Origin of the sequence: Pseudomonas pisciculturae, assembly GCF_015461805.1 — a bacterium.
Lineage (GTDB): Bacteria > Pseudomonadota > Gammaproteobacteria > Pseudomonadales > Pseudomonadaceae > Aquipseudomonas > Aquipseudomonas pisciculturae.
In genome coordinates this window covers 605,678-628,715 of the sequence record NZ_JACVZE010000001.1, presented here as the reverse complement: position 1 = coordinate 628,715, position 23,038 = coordinate 605,678, and the positions used below count along the sequence as shown (strand labels likewise).

The 23,038-nt window shown below is 59.9% G+C and carries 20 protein-coding genes; 11 read left to right on the top strand and 9 right to left on the bottom strand.

Going from position 1 to position 23,038, the window contains the following annotated elements; translation table 11 throughout:
• Window positions 1-24 precede the first annotated feature (24 nt).
• The 7 genes from ispC to rpsB form a co-directional block, all read right to left on the bottom strand.
• Window positions 25-1,215, bottom strand: a complete 1,191-nt coding sequence (gene ispC / locus ICY20_RS02805) for a 1-deoxy-D-xylulose-5-phosphate reductoisomerase (RefSeq protein ID WP_159956578.1) — start codon at window positions 1,213-1,215, stop codon at window positions 25-27.
• The gene (locus ICY20_RS02800) at window positions 1,212-2,018 is read right to left on the bottom strand and encodes a phosphatidate cytidylyltransferase (RefSeq protein WP_159956580.1); all 807 of its coding nucleotides are present in this window, start codon (window positions 2,016-2,018) and stop codon (window positions 1,212-1,214) included. The genes ispC and ICY20_RS02800 overlap by 4 nt, the downstream gene beginning before the upstream one ends.
• A complete protein-coding gene (gene uppS / locus ICY20_RS02795) occupies window positions 2,019-2,774 on the bottom strand; it encodes a polyprenyl diphosphate synthase (protein WP_071487451.1) in 756 nt (251 codons plus the stop codon).
• Window positions 2,775-2,791: 17 nt separating this feature from the next.
• Complete coding sequence (gene frr, locus ICY20_RS02790) at window positions 2,792-3,349, bottom strand: ribosome recycling factor (RefSeq protein WP_122487867.1); 558 nt, start codon at window positions 3,347-3,349, stop codon at window positions 2,792-2,794.
• Window positions 3,346-4,089, bottom strand: coding sequence for a UMP kinase (gene pyrH / locus ICY20_RS02785; RefSeq protein WP_003172271.1), 744 nt, complete (start codon window positions 4,087-4,089; stop codon window positions 3,346-3,348). Before pyrH ends, frr begins: the two co-directional genes overlap by 4 nt.
• A gap of 210 nt (window positions 4,090-4,299) precedes the next feature.
• On the bottom strand, window positions 4,300-5,163 hold the full coding sequence (gene tsf / locus ICY20_RS02780) for a translation elongation factor Ts (RefSeq protein WP_159956589.1): 864 nt from the start codon (window positions 5,161-5,163) through the stop codon (window positions 4,300-4,302).
• A gap of 192 nt (window positions 5,164-5,355) precedes the next feature.
• Entirely contained in the window at window positions 5,356-6,093 is a 738-nt protein-coding gene (rpsB, locus tag ICY20_RS02775; protein WP_003189158.1) for a 30S ribosomal protein S2, read from the bottom strand.
• A 387-nt stretch (window positions 6,094-6,480) separates the two neighbouring features.
• Here rpsB and map point away from each other — a divergent pair, with 387 nt between their 5' ends.
• From map to ICY20_RS02755, 4 genes are all read left to right on the top strand, one after another.
• Complete coding sequence (gene map, locus ICY20_RS02770; protein WP_012722594.1) at window positions 6,481-7,263, top strand: type I methionyl aminopeptidase; 783 nt, start codon at window positions 6,481-6,483, stop codon at window positions 7,261-7,263.
• 63 nt (window positions 7,264-7,326) lie between these two features.
• Window positions 7,327-10,029: a [protein-PII] uridylyltransferase gene (locus ICY20_RS02765; protein WP_194936881.1), complete on the top strand. Its 2,703-nt coding sequence runs from the start codon at window positions 7,327-7,329 to the stop codon at window positions 10,027-10,029.
• Window positions 10,030-10,172: 143 nt separating this feature from the next.
• Entirely contained in the window at window positions 10,173-11,372 is a 1,200-nt protein-coding gene (gene dapC / locus ICY20_RS02760) for a succinyldiaminopimelate transaminase (protein ID WP_159956593.1), read from the top strand.
• A gap of 98 nt (window positions 11,373-11,470) precedes the next feature.
• Window positions 11,471-12,172 carry a M12 family metallopeptidase gene (locus tag ICY20_RS02755; protein WP_194936880.1) on the top strand — a complete coding sequence of 234 codons (702 nt, stop codon included), beginning with the start codon at window positions 11,471-11,473 and terminating at the stop codon, window positions 12,170-12,172.
• 10 nt (window positions 12,173-12,182) lie between these two features.
• Here the strand turns inward: ICY20_RS02755 and ICY20_RS02750 are convergent, their stop codons facing one another.
• Complete coding sequence (locus tag ICY20_RS02750; protein ID WP_194936879.1) at window positions 12,183-13,820, bottom strand: Na+/H+ antiporter; 1,638 nt, start codon at window positions 13,818-13,820, stop codon at window positions 12,183-12,185.
• A 202-nt stretch (window positions 13,821-14,022) separates the two neighbouring features.
• Between ICY20_RS02750 and ICY20_RS02745 the strand changes: the two genes are divergently transcribed.
• From ICY20_RS02745 to ICY20_RS02730, 4 genes are all read left to right on the top strand, one after another.
• On the top strand, window positions 14,023-14,385 hold the full coding sequence (locus ICY20_RS02745) for an ArsC family reductase (RefSeq protein WP_135288166.1): 363 nt from the start codon (window positions 14,023-14,025) through the stop codon (window positions 14,383-14,385).
• Between the two features lie 33 nt (window positions 14,386-14,418).
• A complete protein-coding gene (gene dapD / locus ICY20_RS02740; protein ID WP_159956599.1) occupies window positions 14,419-15,453 on the top strand; it encodes a 2,3,4,5-tetrahydropyridine-2,6-dicarboxylate N-succinyltransferase in 1,035 nt (344 codons plus the stop codon).
• Between the two features lie 64 nt (window positions 15,454-15,517).
• Window positions 15,518-16,723, top strand: a complete 1,206-nt coding sequence (locus ICY20_RS02735; protein ID WP_159956601.1) for an aminotransferase class V-fold PLP-dependent enzyme — start codon at window positions 15,518-15,520, stop codon at window positions 16,721-16,723.
• The gene (locus ICY20_RS02730; protein ID WP_194936878.1) at window positions 16,720-17,133 is read left to right on the top strand and encodes a SufE family protein; all 414 of its coding nucleotides are present in this window, start codon (window positions 16,720-16,722) and stop codon (window positions 17,131-17,133) included. The genes ICY20_RS02735 and ICY20_RS02730 overlap by 4 nt, the downstream gene beginning before the upstream one ends.
• Before the next feature lie 115 nt (window positions 17,134-17,248).
• On the opposite strand, the gene tcdA is transcribed toward ICY20_RS02730, so the two are convergent.
• The gene (gene tcdA, locus ICY20_RS02725; RefSeq protein ID WP_159956605.1) at window positions 17,249-18,064 is read right to left on the bottom strand and encodes a tRNA cyclic N6-threonylcarbamoyladenosine(37) synthase TcdA; all 816 of its coding nucleotides are present in this window, start codon (window positions 18,062-18,064) and stop codon (window positions 17,249-17,251) included.
• A 212-nt stretch (window positions 18,065-18,276) separates the two neighbouring features.
• Here tcdA and ICY20_RS02720 point away from each other — a divergent pair, with 212 nt between their 5' ends.
• The 3 genes from ICY20_RS02720 (at window position 18,277) to ICY20_RS02710 (ending at window position 23,016) form a co-directional block, all read left to right on the top strand.
• Window positions 18,277-20,868 (top strand): glycosyltransferase, encoded by a 2,592-nt coding sequence (locus ICY20_RS02720; protein WP_194936876.1) that lies wholly within the window; start codon window positions 18,277-18,279, stop codon window positions 20,866-20,868.
• Between the two features lie 187 nt (window positions 20,869-21,055).
• On the top strand, window positions 21,056-22,207 hold the full coding sequence (dapE, locus tag ICY20_RS02715; RefSeq protein WP_194936875.1) for a succinyl-diaminopimelate desuccinylase: 1,152 nt from the start codon (window positions 21,056-21,058) through the stop codon (window positions 22,205-22,207).
• Window positions 22,207-23,016, top strand: coding sequence for a putative RNA methyltransferase (locus ICY20_RS02710; protein ID WP_159956611.1), 810 nt, complete (start codon window positions 22,207-22,209; stop codon window positions 23,014-23,016). Before dapE ends, ICY20_RS02710 begins: the two co-directional genes overlap by 1 nt.
• The last annotated feature ends 22 nt before the right edge of the window (window positions 23,017-23,038 follow it).

Genomic DNA, 23,038 nt, shown 5'->3' with positions numbered 1-23,038 from the left:
GCCAGGCTCAAACACACCAACAGACTAACGCGCGTTGCGACCCAACCATTGTTCGGCCAGGGCCCGGGCCTTGGTATCCGCCTCGAACACCGCCCCGAGATCGCTCACCGCGACGACAGGCTCAAGCCCAAGGACGTCCTCGATGATACTCGCGATCTGCGGGAAACGGATGCGCCCGTCGAGAAACGCCGCCACGGCTACCTCGTTGGCCGCATTAAGCATGGCCGGCGCGCTATTCCCCGCCTCGGCCGCTTGCCGCGCCAGACGCAGGCAAGGGAAACGCTGCTCGTCCGGCGCTTCGAAGTCCAGACGGGCAACCGCAAACAGATCCAACGGCGCTACGCCGGAATCAATGCGTTCCGGCCAGGCCAACGCGTTGGCGATCGGCGTGCGCATATCGGGATTGCCCAATTGGGCCAATACCGAGCCGTCCACATAATCAACCAGGGAATGAATCACACTTTGTGGGTGGATCACCACCTCAACCTGATCAGGGCGCGCATCGAACAACCAGCAGGCCTCGATCAACTCCAGGCCTTTGTTCATCATGCTCGCCGAATCCACGGAGATTTTACGCCCCATAGACCAGTTGGGATGCGCGCACGCCTGGTCAGGCGAAACCTGCTCCAGCTCTGCCAACGGCGTCTGTCGAAACGGCCCGCCGGAAGCAGTCAGCAGGATGCGACGCACGCCCACCTGGCTCAAGCCACGCGCGTAGTCGCCGGGCATGCACTGGAAAATTGCATTGTGCTCGCTATCGAGCGGCAGCAGTACGGCGCCGCTTTTGCGTACCGCCTGCATAAAGAGAGCACCGGACATCACCAGCGCTTCTTTGTTGGCCAGCAGGATCTTTTTGCCTGCATCGACGGCTGCCAGGGTCGGGCGCAGACCTGCTGCGCCAACAATGGCAGCGACGACGGTGTCCACATCGGCATCCGCCGAAACCTGGCACAACCCCTCCTCCCCCACCAACACCTGGGTGGCAAGGCCCGCAGCCCGCAGATCATCCTGCAAGCCTCGCGCGGCCGCTGCCTCAGGCACCACGGCAAACCGTGGCGTATGGCGCACGCACAAGGCCAGCAGCTCAGCCAGACGGGTGAAACCGGTCAGCGCGAACACCTGATAGCGATCAGGATGGCGCGCAATCACATCCAGGGTGCTCAGCCCGACCGAGCCGGTCGCACCCAGCACGGTCACTTGTTGCAGGCGGCTCACGAAGCGGTCATCCACAACAGCACGGCGAAGATCGGGATTGCAGCGGTCAGGCTGTCGATGCGGTCCAGAACGCCACCGTGACCTGGCAGCAGGTTGCTGCTGTCCTTGATCCCGGCCTGGCGCTTGAACATGCTTTCGGTGAGGTCGCCCACTACCGAGATAAACACGACGATGGCAGTACCCAACAAGGCCAGGAAGATTTCCTTCACCGACCAATCACGCACCACACCGACAACCAGCGTAATCACCAGCGTCAGCGCCAGGCCGCCGTATACGCCTTCCCAGCTCTTGCCCGGGCTGACAGCTGGCGCCAGCTTGCGCTTGCCGAACGCACGGCCGGAGAAGTAGGCGCCGATATCCGCGCCCCACACCAGCACCATGACCGCCATGATCAAATAGTTGCCCAGAGGATAACGCTTGATCTCCACCAGACCTTGCCAGGCCGGCAGCAGTATCAACAAGCCAATCACCAGCTTGCAGGCCACACTCGACCACTTGCCGCTGGTGCCCGGATAAGTGAGCACCAGGAACGTCGCCAATGCCCACCACAAGACCGCCGCGCCCAACACCCAAGGTGCAAGCTCCGGCAGGATGTACATCAGGAACAGCAAGAATGCGACGACGGCGGCATACACCACCCGTGGCAACTGCGCATTGAAACCCGACAGACGCGCCCATTCCCAGGCACCCAAGGTCACGACCAGGCCGATAAACAGCGCAAAACCGGAACCATCGAGCAGGAAAAACCCGCACAAGGCGATCGGCAACAGGATCAGTGCTGTGATGATTCGTTGTTTAAGCATTTAAACCCGGGCTCCAGCTTCGATCTGCTCGCTCGTTTTACCGAAGCGACGCTGACGGGAAGCGAAATCAGCCAGCGCATTACGCATGGCATCGTGTTTGAAGTCCGGCCAGAACAGGTCGGAGAAGTACAGCTCGGTGTAGGCCAACTGCCACAGCAGGAAATTGCTGATGCGGTGCTCGCCACCGGTACGGATGCACAAGTCTGGTAGCGGCAGGTCGCCAGTGACCAGGCAGGTTTGCAGCAGTTCGGGGGTGATGTCTTCCGGTCGCAGATGACCGGCCTGCACTTCGCGAGCCAGTCGCTGTGCAGCCTGGGCGATGTCCCACTGGCCGCCGTAGTTGGCTGCAATCTGCAGCACAAAACGATTGGCACCTGCGGTAATAGCCTCGGCTTCGCGCATGGCGGCCTGCAATTCCGGATGGAACCGCGAGCGATCACCAATGATACGCAGGCTGATGTTGTTGTCATTGAGGCGTTTGGCCTCACGGCGCAACGCCTTGAAGAACAGGTCCATCAAGGCACTGACTTCTTCGGCCGGCCGCTGCCAGTTTTCACTGGAGAAGGCGAACAAGGTCAACACTTCAACCTTGGCCTCGGCGCACACCTCAATCACAGCCCGCACCGCATCGACACCCGCTTTATGCCCGGCAACACCCGGCATAAAGCGTTTCTTCGCCCAGCGATTATTCCCATCCATGATGATCGCGACATGGCGCGGCACCACAGAGGGTACAGTCTGCTTGGTCTTTTCCATGAAGGCGTCCTGACCCCTTATACGGCCATCAGGTCCTTTTCTTTTTCTTCGGTGGCCTTGGTGATCTGGGCCTCGGCATCTTTGGTCAGTTTATCGATATCGGCGACGGCACGACGCTCTTCGTCTTCGCTGATTTCTTTGTCCTTGACCAGTTTCTTCAGGTCACCCAAGGCATCGCGACGGATATTGCGCACGGCAACACGGGCGTCTTCGGCAGCGCTGCGCGCTTGCTTGGTGAAGCCCTTACGGGTTTCTTCGGTCAGGGCAGGCATGGAGATCAGCAACAACTCGCCCAGGTTGGTCGGGTTGAGGTTCAGGCCCGCGCTCTGGATGGCCTTGTCGACAGCGCCCAGCATGTTGCGCTCAAACGCCACGACTTGCAGGGTGCGCGAGTCTTTAACGGTGATGTTGGCGACGCTGCTGATAGGCGTATCGGAACCGTAGTACGGCACCATCACGCTGCCCAGGATGCTTGGGTGAGCCTTGCCGGTACGAATCTGGCCAAATGCGTGGCTCAGAGACTCCAGGGATTTTTGCATACGCGCTTGGGCGTCTTTCTTGATTTCGTTGATCATTGTTGGCCTTCCTCGATCAGAGTCCCTTCTGCGCCGCCGTGTACGATATTCAGCAGGGCGCCGGGCTTGTTCATGTTAAATACGCGCAGCGGCATCTTGTGGTCGCGGCACAGGCAAATAGCCGTCAGGTCCATCACGCCCAGCTTGCGATCCAGTACTTCATCGTAGGTCAGATGATCGAACTTCTCGGCATGCGGGTCTTTGAATGGGTCTGCGGTGTACACACCGTCTACCTTGGTGGCTTTGAGCACCACGTCAGCATCGATCTCGATGGCACGCAGGCAAGCGGCCGAGTCGGTGGTGAAGAATGGGTTACCCGTGCCGGCGGCGAAGATCACCACTTCCTTGGCGTTCAGGTGACGCATGGCTTTGCGGCGATCATAGTGATCGGTCACGCCCACCATGGAAATAGCCGACATCACGATAGCCGAGATATTGGCGCGCTCCAGCGCATCGCGCATGGCCAGGGCGTTCATCACAGTGGCCAGCATGCCCATGTGGTCGCCGGTGACCCGATCCATACCGGCCGCACTCAGTGCTGCGCCGCGGAACAGGTTGCCGCCGCCAATCACCAGGCCGACCTGAACGCCGATGCCGACCAGTTGGCCAACTTCCAGCGCCATGCGGTCGAGCACCTTGGGGTCGATCCCGAACTCTTCGGAGCCCATCAGGGCCTCGCCGCTAAGCTTGAGTAGAATGCGTTTATAGCGAGCCTGATAACCACTGCCCTGCTGAGCCATTGCGAATCTCTCCTGCGGCGTATTTTTAAAAATTCTTTGCGAGCCGTTTACGGCTTGCGTTCACTCTAGCTGGACGCTGCTACAGCGCCATCGGAACACGGCTTTGTAAGCCAGTTCCGAAGGGAAACCAAATAAAATCGGCCTTCCCATTTGAAAAGAGGCTGCGCGCGTGAGCGGGCAGCCTCTTTCGGGCGACAGTTGAAAACTGTCTTATTGCTTGGCGGCAGCCAGCTGGGCAGCAACTTCTTCAGCGAAGTTGTCGACCGGCTTCTCGATGCCGTCGCCTACTTTGAAGTAGGTGAAGGAAACGATTTCAGCACCGGCTTTCTTGGCCAGTTCGCCAACCTTGATTTCAGGGTTCTTGACGAACGCCTGCTCAACCAGGCTCGCCTCAGCCAGGAACTTGCTGATACGGCCTTTGATCATGTTTTCAACGATGTTTTCCGGCTTGCCGGCGATCTTGTCAGCGTTCAGGCTCAGGAACACGGCTTTCTCGCGCTCAACAGCTTCAGCGGACACTTCCGATGGCAGCAGGAACTCAGGGTTGCTGGCCGCTACGTGCATAGCGATGTCTTTGGCCAGCTCGACGTTGCCGCCTTTCAGGACAACTGCAACACCGATCTTGTTACCGTGCAGGTAACCACCAACAACATCACCTTCAACGCGGACCAGGCGACGGATGTTGACGTTTTCGCCAACCTTGCCGACCAGTACCAGACGATCAGCTTCTTGAGCTTCGATCAGAGGCTCAACAGTAGTCAGCTTCTCGTCGAATGCTTTCTGAACGCTGGCAGCAACGAAGGCTTTGAAATCGTCTTGCAGGGCCAGGAAGTCGGTCTGCGAGTTCACTTCCAGCAGAACGGCGGATTTACCGTCTTCAACCAGAGCGATCGCGCCTTCAGCAGCTACGTTGCCTGCTTTCTTGGCAGCCTTGATGGCGCCGGAAGCACGCATGTCATCAATGGCTTTTTCGATGTCGCCGTCAGCCTTTTCCAGGGCTTTCTTGCAATCCATCATGCCTTCGCCAGTACGCTCACGCAGTTCTTTAACCAACGCTGCAGTAATTGCTGCCATTTTCAAATTCCTCTTGGATAGGTTTTCAACCATTCCACCCGATCGAACGGGGGATCAATTCTTCCCGAATCACCCTTGTAGGCCGCTGCACGTTACAGATGATGTAGCTGCGCTGCCGACAAATGGTTTTCGAGGTGGCAAAAAGGGGGCCAAGCCCCCTTTTTGCTTACTGAGTCAACGCCAGGGCGCTAATTACTCAGCGGCAGCTACCGGAGCTTCTTCAACGAACTGCTCGGTACCGCCAGCAACGTGGTTGCGACCACGGATTACAGCGTCAGCCATCGAACCCATGTACAGCTGGATAGCGCGGATTGCGTCATCGTTGCCTGGGATGATGTAGTCAACGCCTTCCGGGCTGCTGTTGGTATCGACTACGCCGATAACAGGGATGCCCAGCTTGTTGGCTTCGGTGATCGCGATGCGCTCGTGATCAACGTCGATAACGAACAGTGCGTCAGGCAGACCGCCCATGTCCTTGATACCACCCAGGGAACGATCGAGCTTTTCCAGGTCACGGGAGCGCATCAGCGCTTCTTTCTTGGTCAGCTTGGCGAAAGTACCGTCTTCGGCTTGCACTTCAAGGTCACGCAGACGCTTGATGGAAGCACGGATGGTTTTGAAGTTGGTCAGCATGCCGCCCAACCAGCGGTGGTCGACGTACGGCGAACCGCAACGTGCTGCTTCTTCAGCAACGATCTTGCCAGCGGAACGCTTGGTGCCGACGAACAGGATCTTGTTTTTGCCCTGGGCCAGGCGCTCAACGAAAGTCAGAGCTTCGTTGAACATTGGCAGGGTTTTTTCAAGGTTGATAATGTGAATCTTGTTACGCGCGCCGAAAATGTATTTACCCATTTTCGGGTTCCAGTAACGGGTCTGGTGACCGAAGTGCACACCGGCCTTCAGCATATCGCGCATGTTGACTTGGGACATGATAGTTCCTTAATAAGTCGGGTTTGGCCTCCACGTATCCCAATGACCAACCAGCGGCATCAAGGCCTCCGGCACCCAGGTCATCGTGTCGACACGTGTGTGGATTTAAGCTTTGCGGGGTATCCCCGGAAAGCGGCGCATTTTATACCACAGCATCGGCAAAAACGAAACCAGCAATCACATTTGTCGCCGACCGCATTCTCGTAAGCCCTTGAATAGAGCCCATATACCCCTACCTTATAGAGAGAAGCGATCATCAGAGGCTCATGATTTGACGCCAGCGTCTGTTAGAATCGCGTTTTTTGTGGCTTGTGCGAATTCTGTAACCTTTTGTCGCGCGCCCGTAAACCGTATTGATTTCAGCGCGTCGCGCTAGAGAGAGCCTGTATGACCGTTAGTTTGAAAACCGCCGAAGACATCGCCGGCATGCGCATCGCCGGTAAACTGGCAGCCGACGTGCTGGAAATGATCGCCGAGCACGTCAAGCCCGGCGTCACTACCGAAACCCTGAACCAGATTTGCCACGACTATATAGTCAACGTGCAAGGCGCCATTCCTGCACCGCTGAACTACAAGGGCTTCCCCAAGTCGATCTGCACCTCGGTCAACCACGTGGTCTGCCACGGGATTCCGGGCGACAAGCCATTGAAGGACGGCGACACCCTGAACATCGACGTCACCGTGATCAAGGACCGCTACTTCGGCGACACCAGCCGCATGTTCCACGTCGGCACCGTGCCAGTCTGGGCCGAGCGCCTGTCCCAGGTGACTCAGGAATGCATGTACAAGGCCATCGAAATTGTAAAACCCGGCTGCCGCCTGGGTGACATCGGTGAAGTGATCCAGAAGCATGCTGAAAAGAACGGCTTCTCGGTGGTACGTGAATTCTGCGGCCACGGCATCGGCACAGTGTTCCACGAAGAGCCTCAAATCCTGCACTACGGCCGCGCCGGCACCGGCATGGAGCTCAAAGCGGGCATGACCTTCACTATCGAGCCGATGATCAACCAAGGCAAGGCCGACACCAAGGTGCTGGGCGACGGCTGGACCGCCATCACCAAGGACCGCAAGCTCTCCGCCCAGTGGGAACACACCCTGCTGGTCACCGAGACCGGCTACGAGATCTTCACCCTGCGCGCCGACGACACGATCCCACGCGTTTCAGCCTAAAGGCTGTACAGGTTTTCCCAACGGTGTAATGACTGACTGACAGATAGAAAGGAAAGCCGATCAATGCCCCAGGTGGATCCCGAACTCTTCGACCGTGGCCAGTTCCAGGCCGAACTGGCCCTGAAGGCGAGCCCCATCGCCGCTTTCAAGAAGGCGATCCGCCAGGCCCGCGAGGTGCTCGATGAGCGCTTTCGCAGTGGCCGGGACATACGCCGCCTGATCGAGGACCGCGCCTGGTTCGTCGATAACATCCTGCAAAAGGCTTGGGAGCAGTTCAACTGGAGTGAAGACGCCGATATTGCCCTGGTGGCGGTCGGCGGCTACGGGCGCGGTGAACTGCACCCCTACTCCGACATCGACCTGCTGATCCTGCTGGACAGCGCCGACCATGAGATCTTTCGCGATTCCATCGAGCGCTTTCTCACATTGCTGTGGGACATCGGCCTGGAAGTCGGCCAGAGCGTGCGCTCGGTGGACGAGTGCGCCCAAGAAGCCCGCGCCGACCTCACCATCATCACCAACCTGATGGAAAGCCGCACCATCGCCGGCCCAGAGCGTCTGCGCCAGCGCATGCTCGAAGTCACCAGTACCGCGCACATGTGGCCAAGCAAGGACTTTTTCCTCGCCAAGCGTGCCGAGCAGAAGGCTCGTCACCACAAGTACAACGACACCGAATACAACCTGGAACCCAACGTCAAAGGCTCGCCTGGCGGGCTGCGGGACATCCAGACTATTTTGTGGGTAGCTCGTCGCCAGTACGGCACCCTGAACCTGCGGGCACTCGCCGGCGAAGGCTTTCTGGTGGAGAGCGAAAACGCCCTGCTGGCCTCGTCCCAGGAGTTCTTGTGGAAAGTGCGCTACGCCCTGCACATGCTCGCCGGGCGCTCCGAAGACCGCCTGCTGTTTGACCATCAACGCTCCATCGCCACCTTGCTGGGCTTTGAAGGCGAAGACGCCAAGACCAGCATCGAAAGCTTCATGCAGCAGTACTACCGGGTGGTCATGAGCATCGCCCAGCTCAGCGACCTGATCATCCAGCACTTCGAAGAAGTGATCCTGGCCCCTGAAGACGAAGCGCCGCCGCAACCGATCAACGCCCGCTTCCAACTGCATGACGGCTATATCGAGGCGCGTAACGACAATGTGTTCCGCCGCACGCCGTTCGCCATGCTGGAAATCTTCGTGCTGATGGCCCAGCAGCCCGAAATCAAAGGCGTGCGCGCCGATACCATCCGCCTGCTGCGGGAAAACCGTCATTTGATCGACGACGAATTCCGCAACGATATCCGCAACACCAGCCTGTTTATCGAACTGTTCAAGTGCAAGATCGGCATCCACCGCAACCTGCGGCGGATGAACCGTTACGGCATCCTCGGGCGCTACCTGCCGGAGTTCGGTTTTATCGTCGGGCAGATGCAGCACGACCTGTTCCACATCTATACGGTAGACGCCCACACTCTGAACCTGATCAAGCACCTGCGTAAGTTGCAATACATCCAGGTGTCAGAGAAATTCCCGCTGGCCAGCAAGCTCATGGCCAAGCTGCCCAAGCCCGAGTTGATCTACCTGGCCGGGCTGTACCACGACATTGGCAAGGGCCGCCATGGCGACCATTCGGAAGTTGGCGCGGTCGACGCCGAAGCCTTCTGCCAGCGCCACCAGTTGCCCGTGTGGGACAGCCGCCTGATCGTCTGGCTGGTGCAAAACCATCTGGTGATGTCGACCACCGCCCAGCGCAAGGATCTGTCCGACCCACAGGTGATCCACGATTTTGCCGGCATCGTCGGTGACGAGACCCGCCTGGACTACCTGTACGTGCTGACCGTCTCTGACATCAACGCCACCAACCCGACGCTTTGGAACTCGTGGCGCGCCAGCCTGCTGCGCCAGCTCTACACCGAGACCAAGCGCGCCCTGCGCCGTGGCCTGGAAAACCCGGTAGACCGCGAAGAGCAGATCCGCCGTACCCAAAGCGCTGCCCTGGACATCCTGGTACGCGGCGGCAATGACCCGGACGACGTTGAGCAACTGTGGTCGCAACTGGGGGACGATTACTTCCTGCGCCACACCGCTGGCGATGTGGCCTGGCACAGCGACGCGATCCTGCAACAACCGGTCGACGGCGGCCCGCTGGTACTGATCAAGGAAACCACCCAGCGCGAATTCGAAGGCGGCACGCAAATTTTCATCTACGCACCCGACCAACACGACTTCTTTGCCGTGACCGTGGCGGCCATGGATCAGCTCAACCTGAACATCCATGACGCACGGGTGATCACCTCCAGCAGCCAGTTCACCCTCGACACCTATATCGTGCTCGACACTGAAGGCGAGTCGATTGGCGACAACCCGGCGCGGGTCAAAAAAATCCGCGAAGGCCTTACCGAGGCCCTGCGCAACCCTGACGACTACCCGACCATCATCCAGCGCCGGGTACCGCGCCAGCTCAAGCACTTTGCGTTTGCGCCCCAGGTGACCATTTCCAACGATGCCCAACGGCCGGTGACGGTACTGGAACTCAGCGCACCGGATCGTCCAGGCCTGCTGGCACGTATCGGCGGGATTTTCCTGGAGTTCGACCTGTCGTTGCAGAACGCCAAGATTGCGACCCTCGGTGAGCGCGTGGAAGACGTGTTCTTCATCACCGATGCCGACAACCAGCCGCTGTCCGACCCAGAGCTGTGCGTGCGGTTGCAGGAGGCGATTGTCGAGCAGTTGAGCGTGACCCAGGAGCCGGGCGTCGAACTGACCCGCCTGACCATTTGATTATTTAACTTTGTAAACACGACCCCTGTGGGAGCTGGCTTGCCTGCGATAGAGACACCGCGGTGTCACTGATACACCGAGGCGATGCCATCGCAGGCAAGCCAGCTCCCACCAGGTCTGCGTACACCGTGATAGAGGCTTACATGAACAACGCCCTGAACCAGCTCCAGCCCTACCCGTTCGAGAAACTGCGTGCCCTGCTGGGCAGCGTCACGCCAAACCCGGACAAGCGCCCGATTGCCTTGTCCATCGGTGAACCAAAGCACAAATCCCCGGCGTTCGTGGCCGAAGCACTCAGCAATAACCTCGACCAGATGGCCGTCTACCCGACTACCCTCGGTATCCCGGCCCTGCGCGAGGCCATCGGCGCCTGGTGCGAACGCCGCTTCGACGTGCCCAAAGGCTGGCTCGACCCGGCGCGTAATATCCTGCCGGTCAACGGCACGCGCGAAGCACTGTTTGCCTTCACCCAAACCGTGGTCAATCGCGGTGACGATGCGCTGGTGGTGAGCCCGAACCCTTTCTACCAAATCTATGAAGGCGCCGCGTTCCTGGCCGGGGCCAAGCCGCATTACCTGCCCTGCCTGGACGCCAACGGCTTTAACCCGGATTTCGACGCCGTGACGCCGGACATCTGGAAGCGCTGCCAAATCCTGTTCCTGTGCTCCCCCGGCAACCCGACCGGCGCGTTGATTCCTGTCGAGACCTTGAAAAAACTCATCGCCCTGGCCGACGAATATGACTTCGTGATCGCCGCCGACGAGTGCTACAGCGAGTTGTACTTCGACGAACAAACCCCGCCGCCGGGCCTGCTGAGCGCCTGCGTCGAACTGGGCCGCGAAGACTTCAAACGCTGCGTGGTGTTCCACAGCCTGTCCAAGCGCTCCAACCTGCCGGGCCTACGCTCCGGTTTTGTAGCCGGCGACGCCGAGATCCTCAAGGCCTTCCTGCTGTACCGCACCTACCACGGCTGTGCGATGCCGGTGCAAACCCAGTTGGCGAGCATTGCTGCCTGGCAGGATGAGGCCCACGTACTGGCCAACCGTGACCTGTATCGCGAGAAGTTCGACGCCGTGCTGGCGATTCTCAAGCCGGTGCTGGACGTACAAAGCCCGGATGGCGGTTTCTACCTGTGGCCGAATGTGAAAGGCGACGACGCGGCGTTCTGCCGTGATCTGTTTGTGGAAGAGCATGTGACCGTGGTGCCGGGTTCGTACCTGTCTCGTGAAGTGGACGGTTTCAACCCAGGTGCCGGGCGCGTGCGACTGGCGCTGGTCGCGCCGTTGGCGGAGTGCGTGGAAGCGGCGCAGCGGATTCGGGATTTTATTACCCGTAACAAGTAAATAGCGCGCAATTTCTCACAACCAAGATCTGAACCCTTCCTGCGTCAGGGACGAATAAACCTTCAGGTTCGTCTCTGCCCGCGGAAAGGAAAACCGCCATGATCTCCGCTTCTGCCATTACCAACACTATCGCCCTTTGCGTTAATCACTCAGACCCTGCGCCCCCTCAAACCCAAACCTTCTCCAGAAGTCGGCGCAATGTCGGTGAGCTGGCTACATACTGGCCACAAAACAGCACGATCAAGATCGCGATGTACGATTACAAAATAGATGACCCCTACGAGTTGGCAGTCAAGAAAGCTGCCAGCCAATGGTTGCCGCATATCAATCTCAAGTTCGACTTCGTAACGGGTGAAGAAGGTGACGTGAGAATCGCTGCGAACCCGCACCATGGCGGCCAATCGACCGTGGGTACCCATTCGCAGAGCGTCGCCCCCTGGGAACCAACAATGATACTGCCGAGCAACCACACAACCGCCACCTTCGACAGCACTGTATTGCACGAATTCGGGCATATGCTGGGGGCACACCACGCGCATCAACATCCAGATGCCAACATTCCTTGGCACCAACCCAGCCTTGACCAGCACTTTTCTGCCGCCCGACAGCAAGTCAACTGGCTGCCCCTGCCGCGCAGCGATCAATACGAGTTATTGCCCTATGACCCAGACTCGATCATGCATTACTCCATCAACCCTGAGCTGACCACTGAAAACACGTTCCACTCAAGAAACGCAATGCTCAGCGAGGACGACATCGCCTGGGCAAAAAAAACTTACCCCAAGGCACCAACCGAGTAGATACCAGGGATCACCTCTGTGGCGCCAGGCCAGCCTCACTCATATCCAAATCAGCCAGCACCTCACGTAACACATCATCACCAATCTCGTGCTGACGGCTCAGCCTGTAGAGCTCCAATCGCTGGGCTCGCAAGGCTTTAAGCCGCAGCTTGCTTTCCAGTTGGTCCATCTGGAAGGCCAAAGCCTGGGCTTCAGCCGAGTCATTGAACACCTCGAGCTGGTGACGATACTCCGACATGATCCGCGCCTTGAGCTCCGTAGCCAACGCCGCCTGCGCAGCGTCCTGAGAGTCACCGGCCTCCTCAACCTCCAACGCGTGGATTGCCGCAACGGCGGTTTTCTTCCAAGCCTCGCGCACTTCCTTGTGGCGCTTTTCATCGGGACTTTTTTCGATGCCACGCAGCAACAGCGGCAAGGCGATGCACGCTGCAATCAGCGACAGCAGGATTACGCCGGCAGCGATAAAGATCAGCAGGTCGCGCTCGGGAAAGTCCTGGCCTGGCGCCAACAGCAACGGCACCGACATCACCCCCGCCAGGGTCACGGCACCACGCACACCGCCGACGGTCAGCAGCCAGCAGGAACGGGCGGTCGGCACCAGCGTCAGTTCACTTTTCCCACGCAGTTTTCGCAGCAAGCCCGACAGCCGCCAGATGCTCTGTACCCAGATAAAGCGCAACACCACCAGCACCAGGAAGATCGCGAGTACATCCAGGCACCGATAAAACAGGGCAGGCCATAGTGTCGGCTCATGACTGACCACGGCCTTGATGATGTCCGGCAGTTGCAGGCCCAGCAGCAAAAAGATCAAACCATTGAACGCAAATTCCAACAGCGACCAGACACTGCGGTTGAGCAAGCGTGTGCTGGTCTGGCGCGGCAGCAGGTCGAGCCAGCTTTGCATCATGCCGGCCGCCACAGCAGACAGAATGCCCGACGCCCCCAGGCGTTCAGCCAGGACGTAGGCGGCAAACGGCAGCAGCAACATGAACACGACATGTGTGGCCGGGTCATCCCAGCCGCGCGCAATCATCCACGCGCGCAGCCGCCCGACCAGCCAGCTCAATGCCACGCCGACAGCCAGGCCACCTACCGCCACCAAGACAAACGTAAGACTGGCATCTGCCAGGGAAAACACCCCGGTTAACGCCGCCACCAGGGCAAACTTGAAGGTCACCAGGCCCGACGCGTCGTTCATCAACGCCTCACCCTGCAACATATGCATCAACGGCGTGGGCAGACGGTTCTGGGCAATGGCCGACACCGCCACGGCATCCGTTGGCGACAACACGGCCGCCAGGGCGAAGGCTACTGGCAGCGGGATTGTCGGCAAAATCCAGTGAATAAAGTAACCAGCACCGACAACCGTAAATAGCACCAGCCCCACCGCCAGGGTCAGGATCGGCCCTCGCAAGCGCCACAGTTCACGCTTGGGCATACGCCAGCCGTCGGAGAACAATAGCGGCGGCAGGAACAGAAACAGGAACAGCTCCGGGTCCAGCGCTACATGCAGCCCCAGCGTGGGCCAGGCCAGCAGGGCACCGGCGGCAATCTGCACCAGCGGCAGCGGCAAGGGGATGACACGCCCAACCAGACGCGAAACGCTGACCAGCATCAGCAGGATAAGAACGGTGTAGGCGGTTTGCATAAAGCGGGGTTCCCGGACAATCGACTTGCTACGACACACTTGAGGCAACGCTGCGCCTTTGAAGTGCCATATTAGCCGGCTATGTTACCGCCTGGCATTTGCACATAAGTCGCACGCCAGCATGACGAGCGGCACCACAGGCCGCTGGTCGTGGCATAATCCCGATCCTTTCGTTTTCATTGGTCCAAAGGGGGGCAATTCCTTGACCGCTTCAAGCAAAACCTTGCACCTTTTCGGCATCAAAGCCTGCGACACCATGAAAAAAGCGCGCACCTGGCTCGATGAGCACGCGGTGAGCTATGAGTTCCACGACTACAAAACGGCCGGTATCGACCGCGAACACTTGACCCAATGGTGCAATGAGCACGGTTGGCAGGTGGTTTTGAACCGTGCGGGCACCACCTTTCGCAAACTCGAAGACGAACGCAAAGCCGATCTCGATCAGTCGAAAGCCATTGAATTGATGCTCGCACAACCCTCGATGATCAAGCGCCCGGTGCTTGATCTCGGTGACAGAACCCTGATTGGCTTCAAGCCAGATATTTATTCGGCGGCCCTCAAGTAGGCCAGCCCTTTCCATTTTTGTAGAGGTAACAGCATGTCCAATTCCCTGTTCAGCCTGGGCTTCGGCGTCGGCACTCAGAACCGCCAAGGTGCTTGGCTGGAAGTGTTTTACGCACAACCGTTGCTCAACCCATCGGCCGACATCGTCGCCGCCATCGCGCCGATCCTGGGTTACACCGAAGGTAACCAGGCCATCACCTTTACCGTTACCCAGGCCCTGCAACTGGCCGACGCACTCAAAGGCGTCGACGCTACCCAAGCCGCGCTGCTGAGCCGCTTGGCTGAAAGCCACACGCCGTTGGTCGCCACCCTGCTGGCCGAAGACGCCGCGCTGACCTCCACCCCTGAGGCCTACCTCAAGCTGCACCTGCTCTCCCATCGCCTGGTCAAGCCTCACGGCCTGAGCCTGGCCGGTGTGTTCCCGCAGCTGCCGAACGTAGCCTGGACCAGCCAAGGCGCGATCGACATCGGTGAGCTGGCCGAACGCCAGCTGGAAGCGCGCCTGCGTGGCGAGCTGCTGGAAGTGTTCTCGGTGGACAAGTTCCCGAAAATGACCGACTACGTGGTGCCGGCTGGCGTGCGTATCGCTGACGCCGCGCGTATCCGCCTGGGCGCCTACGTGGGCGAAGGCACCACCGTGATGCACGAAGGTTTCGTCAACTTCAATGCCGGCACCGAAGGCCCGGGCATGATCGAAGGCCGTGTATCGGCTGGCGTGTTTGTTGGCAAGGGCTCGGACCTGGGCGGCGGTTGCTCCACCATGGGCACCCTGTCGGGTGGCGGCAACATTGTGATCAAGGTCGGCGAAGGCTGCCTGATCGGTGCCAACGCCGGTATCGGCATCCCGTTGGGCGACCGCAACACCGTTGAATCGGGCCTGTACGTCACCGCCGGTACCAAGGTTGCGCTGCTGGACGAGCAAAACCAACTGGTCAAGGTGGTCAAGGCACGTGACTTGGCTGGTCAGCCAGACCTGCTGTTCCGCCGCAACTCCGAGACCGGTGCCGTGGAGTGCAAAACCCACAAATCGGCCATCGAACTGAACGAAGCGCTGCACGCTCACAACTAAGCAGCCACTCGATGCCACTAGCGGGCCCCGACCCTGGGGCTCGCTTATACGAGTCTTGAACACCATGCTTGTGCCCTCCCCCTGGCGCGCCGATTTCCCGGCCATCGCCACCCTGCAACGGCAAGACCAGACTTATCTGGACAACGCCGCGACCACGCAAAAACCCCAGGCCCTGTTGGACGCCATCAGCCATTACTACGCCAATGGCGCAGCCAATGTGCACCGTGCCCAGCATTTGCCAGGCGCCCACGCGACCCAGGCTTTCGAAGACAGCCGCAGCAAGGTCGCGCAGTGGTTGCACGCAGGTGACAGCGGGCAGATCGTGTTTACCCACGGCGCGACCTCTGCGCTGAACCTCTTGGCCTATGGCCTTGAGCACTTATTCAATGCGGGCGATGAGATTGTCATCAGCGCCCTGGAACATCACGCCAACCTGCTGCCGTGGCAGCAACTGGCCAAGCGTCGCGCTCTGGAGCTGGTGGTATTGCCGCTGGGCGATGACGGCGTGATCGACCTCGCCGCCGCCGCCGAATTGATCGGCCCGCGCACACGGCTGCTAGCGGTGAGCCAGTTATCCAACGTGCTGGGCGCCTGGCAACCGTTGGAGGCCCTGCTGGCACTGGCCCGGCCACACGGAGCCCTGACAGTGGTCGATGGCGCCCAAGGCATCGTCCATGGCCGTCACGACGTGCAGGCCCTGGGTTGCGACTTCTATGTGTTTTCCAGCCATAAGCTCTACGGCCCGGACGGCGTTGGCGTGCTGTTTGGGCGCAATGAAGCCCTGCATCACCTGCGCCACTGGCAGTTTGGCGGCGAGATGGTGCAACAGGCGGACTACCACAGCGCCAGCTTTCGCCCGGCACCATTGGGCTTTGAGGCCGGCACCCCGCCGATTGCCAGCGTGATCGGCCTGGGCGCCAGCCTGGATTACCTGAGTTCGCTGGATCAGCAGGCCGTAATCGCCCATGAAGCGGCCCTGCACGATTACCTGTTGCGCGGGCTCAAGGCACGCAATGGCGTGCAGGTGCTGGGCTCACCTCAGGTGGCGTTGGTCAGTTTTGTGGTCGAAGGGGTGCACAACGCCGACCTTGCGCACCTGTTGACCGAGCAAGGGATTGCCGTACGCGCTGGCCATCACTGCGCGATGCCATTGCTCAAGGCGATGCATCTGTCAGGGGCGATTCGGGTATCGCTGGCGCTGTATAACGACTCCGATGACGTGGAGCGTTTCTTTGAAGCGCTGGATCAAGCGCTGGATATGCTCCGATGAGTTTGCCCGTTGATGCGGCGAATGCACTTGAAGCGTTCCAGGCTGTCGGCAGTTGGGAGCAGCGCGCGCGGATGTTGATGCAATGGGGCGAGCGCATGCCGCCGCTGGCGCCTGAAGATAAAGTCGACGCCAACCTGGTACAGGGTTGTGAAAGCCTGGTGTGGTTGGTGGGAAGGTTGCAGGATGGGCATTGGCAGTTTGCTGCTGCCAGTGATGCACGGTTGATTCGCGGGTTGGTGGCGTTGTTGCTGGCGCGGGTCAATGGACTTTCTGCCGCCGAGTTGCAGGCGGTTGATCTGCCGGATTGGTTCAATCAACTGGGCCTTTCGCGCCAACTGTCGCCGTCCCGAAGCAATGGCCTGAATGCGGTATTGCAGCGCATGCGTGAATTAAGCCAGGCACAAAACTAAATGTGGGAGGGGCTTGCTCCCGATAGCGATGGATCAGTCAACTTATTCAGTGACTGACACTCTGCTATCGGGAGCAAGCCCCCTCCCACATTTGAATTGTGTAAGGCCCTGAGATTTAGGCAGGCTTGACCCGCTCAGAAGGCCTGCGCACCCCGGCCACAATCTTGTCCACCGCCTTGGTCGCCGCCACCATGCCAAACGTGGCCGTGACCATCATTACCGCGCCAAACCCGCCGGCGCAGTCCAGCTTCACCCCATCCCCGACAAAACTCTTCTGCAAACAAATGCTGCCATCCGGCTTGGGATAGCGCAGTTGCTCGGTGGAGAACACGCACGGCACGCTGTAATGGCGGGTCACGGTGCGTGAGAAGTTGTAATCACGGCGCAAGGTAGAGCGCACTTTCGACGCCAGCGGGTCATTGAACGTGCGGTTCAAATCGCACACCTGGATCAGCGTCGGGTCGATCTGCCCGCCAGCGCCGCCGGTGGTGATGATTTGGATCTTGCGGCGCTTGCACCAGGCAATCAGTGCCGCCTTGGCATTCACCGCATCAATGCAATCGATCACGCAATCGATATTCGGCGTGATGTATTCGGCCATGGTGTCGCGGGTCACGAAGTCAGCCACCGCATGCACGGTGCAATCCGGGTTGATCGCGCGCAGGCGCTCAGCCATCACCTCGACCTTGGGTTTGCCCACGGTGCTGTCCAGCGCGTGCAACTGGCGGTTGCTGTTGCTGACACACACATCGTCCAAGTCAAACAGCGAAATCTCACCCACCCCGCAACGGGCCATGGCTTCCGCCGCCCACGAGCCCACGCCGCCGACACCGACGATCGCCACATGAGCGGCTTTCAAGCGTTCCAGGCCTTCAATGCCATACAAGCGGGCGACGCCTGCAAACCGCGGATCTTCTGTACTCATGACCATTACCCCAAAAACCGGCGCGCATTATGGGCTACGCAGCGGCAAGTTTTAAGCTACAAGTGACAAGTAAAGAACTTAGATGACCTTTCGCGGACTAAAGTCCGGCTTTTCTCTGTCTGCTATACGCTTAAGGGAAGCGTCGGTGTAGGATGCGCGCCGTTCGGCGCAGGCCGACACCTCTTTTCGTTCCACACCCTTTGGAACCCGAAATAACCATGGCATCGCGTAAATTTGGACTCAACCTGGTGATCGTGCTGGCAATTGCCGCGCTGTTCACCGGTTTCTGGGCGCTGATCAACCGCCCGGTTACCGCCCCCAACTGGCCTGAGCAAATCTCCGGTTTTTCCTACTCGCCGTTCCAGCAAGGCCAGTTCCCACAGAAAAACCAGTTCCCGACTGACGAGCAGATGCGTCAGGACCTTGCGATCATGAGCAAGCTGACGGACAACATCCGTACCTACTCGGTCGATGGCACCCTGGGTGACATTCCCAAGCTGGCGGAAGAGTTCGGCCTGCGAGTGACCCTGGGCATCTGGATCAGCCCAGACCTGGAACGCAACGAGCGCGAAATCCAGCGCGCCATCGAAATCGCCAACAGCTCACGCAGTGTGGTGCGGGTGGTGGTGGGTAACGAAGCCGTATTCCGCAAAGACATCACCCCTGAAGCGCTGATCGTGTTGCTCGACCGAGTACGCGCCGCCGTCAAAGTGCCGGTCACGACCTCCGAGCAATGGGACATCTGGGAAAAAAACCCACAGCTGGCCAAGCACGTCGACCTGATCGCCGCGCACATCCTGCCGTTCTGGGAATACATTCCGATGGACAAGGCCGGCCAATACGTACTCGACCGCGCCAAGGATCTGAAGAAGCTGTTCCCGAAAAAGCCGCTGCTGCTGTCGGAAGTGGGCTGGCCGAGTAACGGGCGCATGCGCGGAGGCAATGAAACGTCGCCGGCCGACCAGGCGATTTACCTGCGTACGCTGGTAAATAAACTCAATCGCCAAGGCTATAACTACTTCGTGATCGAGGCATTCGATCAGCCGTGGAAAGTCAGTGACGAAGGCTCAGCCGGCGCTTACTGGGGCGTGTTCAACGGCGCGCGCCAGCAGAAATTCAACTTTGAAGGCCCGGTGGTGGCGATCCCGCAATGGCGCGTGCTGGCCATCGGTTCGGTGGTGCTGGCGCTGTTGTCGCTGACGCTGCTGATGATCGACGGCTCGGCCCTGCGCCAGCGTGGCCGCACCTTTCTGACCTTTATCGCGTTCCTGTGCGGTTCGGTGTTGGTATGGATCGGTTACGACTACAGCCAGCAATACAGCACCTGGTTCAGTCTCACCGTGGGCATCCTCTTGGCCCTCGGCGCCCTGGGCGTGTTTATCGTGCTGCTGACCGAAGCCCATGAGCTGGCGGAAGCGGTATGGACCCACAAGCGCCGGCGTGAATTCCTGCCGGTGGAAGGCGAATCAGACTACCGCCCGAAAGTGTCGATCCATGTGCCGTGCTACAACGAGCCGCCGGAGATGGTCAAACAGACCCTCGACGCCCTCGCCGCACTGGATTACCCGGACTACGAAGTCCTGATCATCGACAACAACACCAAAGACCCGGCTGTTTGGGAACCGGTGCGTGATTACTGCGAGACCCTGGGCCCGCGCTTCAAGTTCTTCCACGTCGCGCCCCTGGCTGGTTTCAAGGGCGGTGCGCTGAACTACCTGCTGCCGCACACCGCCAAGGATGCCGAAGTGATCGCGGTGATCGACTCGGACTACTGCGTGTCGCCAAACTGGCTCAAGCACATGGTGCCGCACTTCGCCGACCCTAAAATCGCCGTGGTGCAGTCGCCACAGGACTACCGCGACCAGAACGAAAGCACCTTCAAGAAGCTCTGCTACGCGGAATACAAAGGCTTCTTCCATATCGGCATGGTCACCCGCAACGACCGTGACGCGATCATCCAGCACGGCACCATGACCATGACCCGTCGCTCGGTGCTAGAGGAATTGGGTTGGGCTGACTGGTGCATCTGTGAAGACGCCGAACTGGGCCTGCGGATATTCGAGAAAGGTCTGTCGGCAGCGTATTACCACGATAGCTACGGCAAGGGCTTGATGCCGGATACCTTTATCGACTTCAAGAAACAGCGTTTCCGCTGGGCCTACGGTGCGATTCAGATCATCAAGCGTCACACCGCCAGCCTGCTGCGCGGCAAGGGCACCGAGTTGACCCGTGGTCAGCGCTACCACTTCCTTGCGGGCTGGTTGCCGTGGGTGGCGGACGGCATGAACATCTTCTTCACCGTGGGCGCACTGTTGTGGTCGGCGGCGATGATCATCGTGCCGACGCGGGTTGACCCGCCGTTGCTGATTTTCGCGATCCCGCCGTTGGCGCTGTTTGTGTTCAAGGTGGGCAAGATCGTCTTCCTGTACCGCCGCGCCGTGGGCGTGAACCTCAAAGATGCGTTCTGCGCCGCCTTGGCTGGCTTGGCGTTGTCGCACACCATCGCCAAGGCGGTGCTGTATGGCTTCTTCACCAGCAGCATTCCGTTCTTTCGTACGCCTAAAAACGCCGATAACCACGGCTTCTGGGTGGCGATTTCCGAAGCACGCGAAGAAATGTTCATCATGCTGCTGTTGTGGGGCGCCGCGCTGGGGATCTACCTGGTGCAGGGCCTGCCGAGCAATGACATTCGCTTCTGGGTGGTGATGCTGCTGGTGCAATCGCTGCCGTATGTGGCGGCGTTGATCATGGCGTTCCTGTCGTCGCTGCCTAAACCTGCGGCTATGCCTGAGCCTGCACCTGCGGTGTAAAAACTTGCGCAATGCACTAAACGGCGGCCTCTGGCCGCCGTTTTGCTATAAGATAACGGCCGTTTTGCACGACTTGGCCTGCCCTTATGCTCTATGTGGGAGGGGGCTTGCCCCCTCCCACATTGGATCTGAGCCACATCAGAGTCCTCATACGTCCTGCGCCCATTACACGCTTCCGGAGTTTTTCATGACGGCCCATGCCGACCTTTCGCCGACCCTTCAACTTGCCATCGACCTGATCCGTCGCCCCTCGGTGACGCCGATCGACGCCGATTGCCAGAAGCTGATGATGCAGCGCCTGGGCGATGCCGGTTTTGCGCTGGAGCCAATGCGCATCGAAGACGTGGACAACTTCTGGGCCACCCACGGCAAGCACGAAGGCCCGGTGCTGTGCTTCGCCGGTCACACTGACGTTGTACCCACCGGCCCGGTGCAGGCCTGGCAGAACGACCCGTTCGACGCGTTGATCGATGAAAACGGCATGCTCTGCGGGCGTGGCGCAGCCGACATGAAAGGCAGCCTTGCGGCCATGCTGGTGGCGTCCGAGCGTTTCGTCACCGACTACCCGGACCATAAAGGCTCGGTGGCTTTCCTGATCACCAGCGACGAAGAAGGCCCGGCGCACCACGGCACCAAGGCCGTGATCGAACGCCTGGCGGCCCGCAAGGAGCGCCTGGACTGGTGCATCGTCGGTGAGCCGTCGAGCACCACCTTGGTGGGCGATGTGGTCAAGAATGGCCGTCGCGGCTCCCTCGGCGCGACGCTGACCGTACGCGGTGTACAGGGCCACGTGGCCTACCCGCACTTGGCGAAGAACCCGATCCACCTGGCCGCTCCGGCCCTGGCCGAACTGGCCACCGAGCATTGGGACGACGGCAATACCTTCTTCCCGCCGACCAGCTTCCAGATCTCCAATCTCAATTCCGGCACCGGCGCCACCAATGTGATCCCCGGTGACCTGACGGCGGTGTTCAACTTCCGTTTCTCTACCGAGTCCACCGTTGAGGGCTTGCAACAGCGCGTTGCGGCGATCCTCGACAAGCACGGCCTGGACTGGCACGTGGAGTGGGCGCTGTCGGGCCTGCCGTTCCTCACTGAACCGGGCGCGTTGCTGGATGCGGTTTCCGCGAGCATCAAGGCGATCACCGGTCGCGAAACCAAGGCGTCCACCAGTGGTGGCACTTCGGATGGGCGCTTCATCGCCACCCTGGGCACACAAGTGGTCGAGCTGGGCCCGGTCAACGCGACGATCCACCAGGTCAACGAGCGCATTCTGGCCAGCGACCTCGATGTGCTGACCGAAATCTACTACCAGACCCTGATCAAGTTGCTCGCCTGATGCTGGCTTGCCCCATTTGCAGCGCCCCGCTCAACGCGGTGGACAATGGCGTGGCGTGCCCGGCCGGGCACCGCTTCGACCGCGCGCGCCAGGGTTACCTGAACCTGTTGCCGGTGCAGCACAAGAACAGCCGCGACCCGGGCGACAACCTCGCCATGGTCGAAGCGCGCCGCGACTTCCTCAACGCCGGGCACTACGCCCCGGTGGCCAAGCGCCTGGCGGAATTGGCTGCTGAACGCGCGCCGCAGCGCTGGGTAGATATCGGTTGTGGCGAGGGTTACTACACCGCGCAAATCGCCGACGCCCTGCCCCAGGCCGACGGTTATGCGCTGGATATCTCCAAGGAAGCGGTCAAGCGCGCCTGCAAGCGCAACCCGTCGCTGACGTGGTTGATCGCCAGCATGGCCCGTGTACCGTTGGCCGACGCCAGCTGCCAATTCCTGGCCAGTGTATTCAGCCCGCTGGACTGGCAAGAGGCCAAGCGTCTGCTCAGCCCCGGCGGCGGTTTGATGAAAGTCGGCCCCACCAGCGGCCACCTGATGGAATTGCGCGAACGCCTCTACGACGAAGTGCGTGAGTACACCGACGACAAGCACTTGGCCCTGGTGCCGGACGGTATGAGCCTGGCACACAGCGAAATGCTGGAGTTCACGCTAAGCCTGGCCGAGCCCCAGGACAGAGCCAATTTGCTGGCGATGACGCCCCACGGCTGGCGCGCCAGCGCCGAGCGCCGCAGTGAAGTGATCGAGGCGCCCGAACCGCTGCTGGTCACCGTATCGATGCGCTACGACTATTTCGTGCTTCAATAATCGACTTTTAACTATCCGCGAA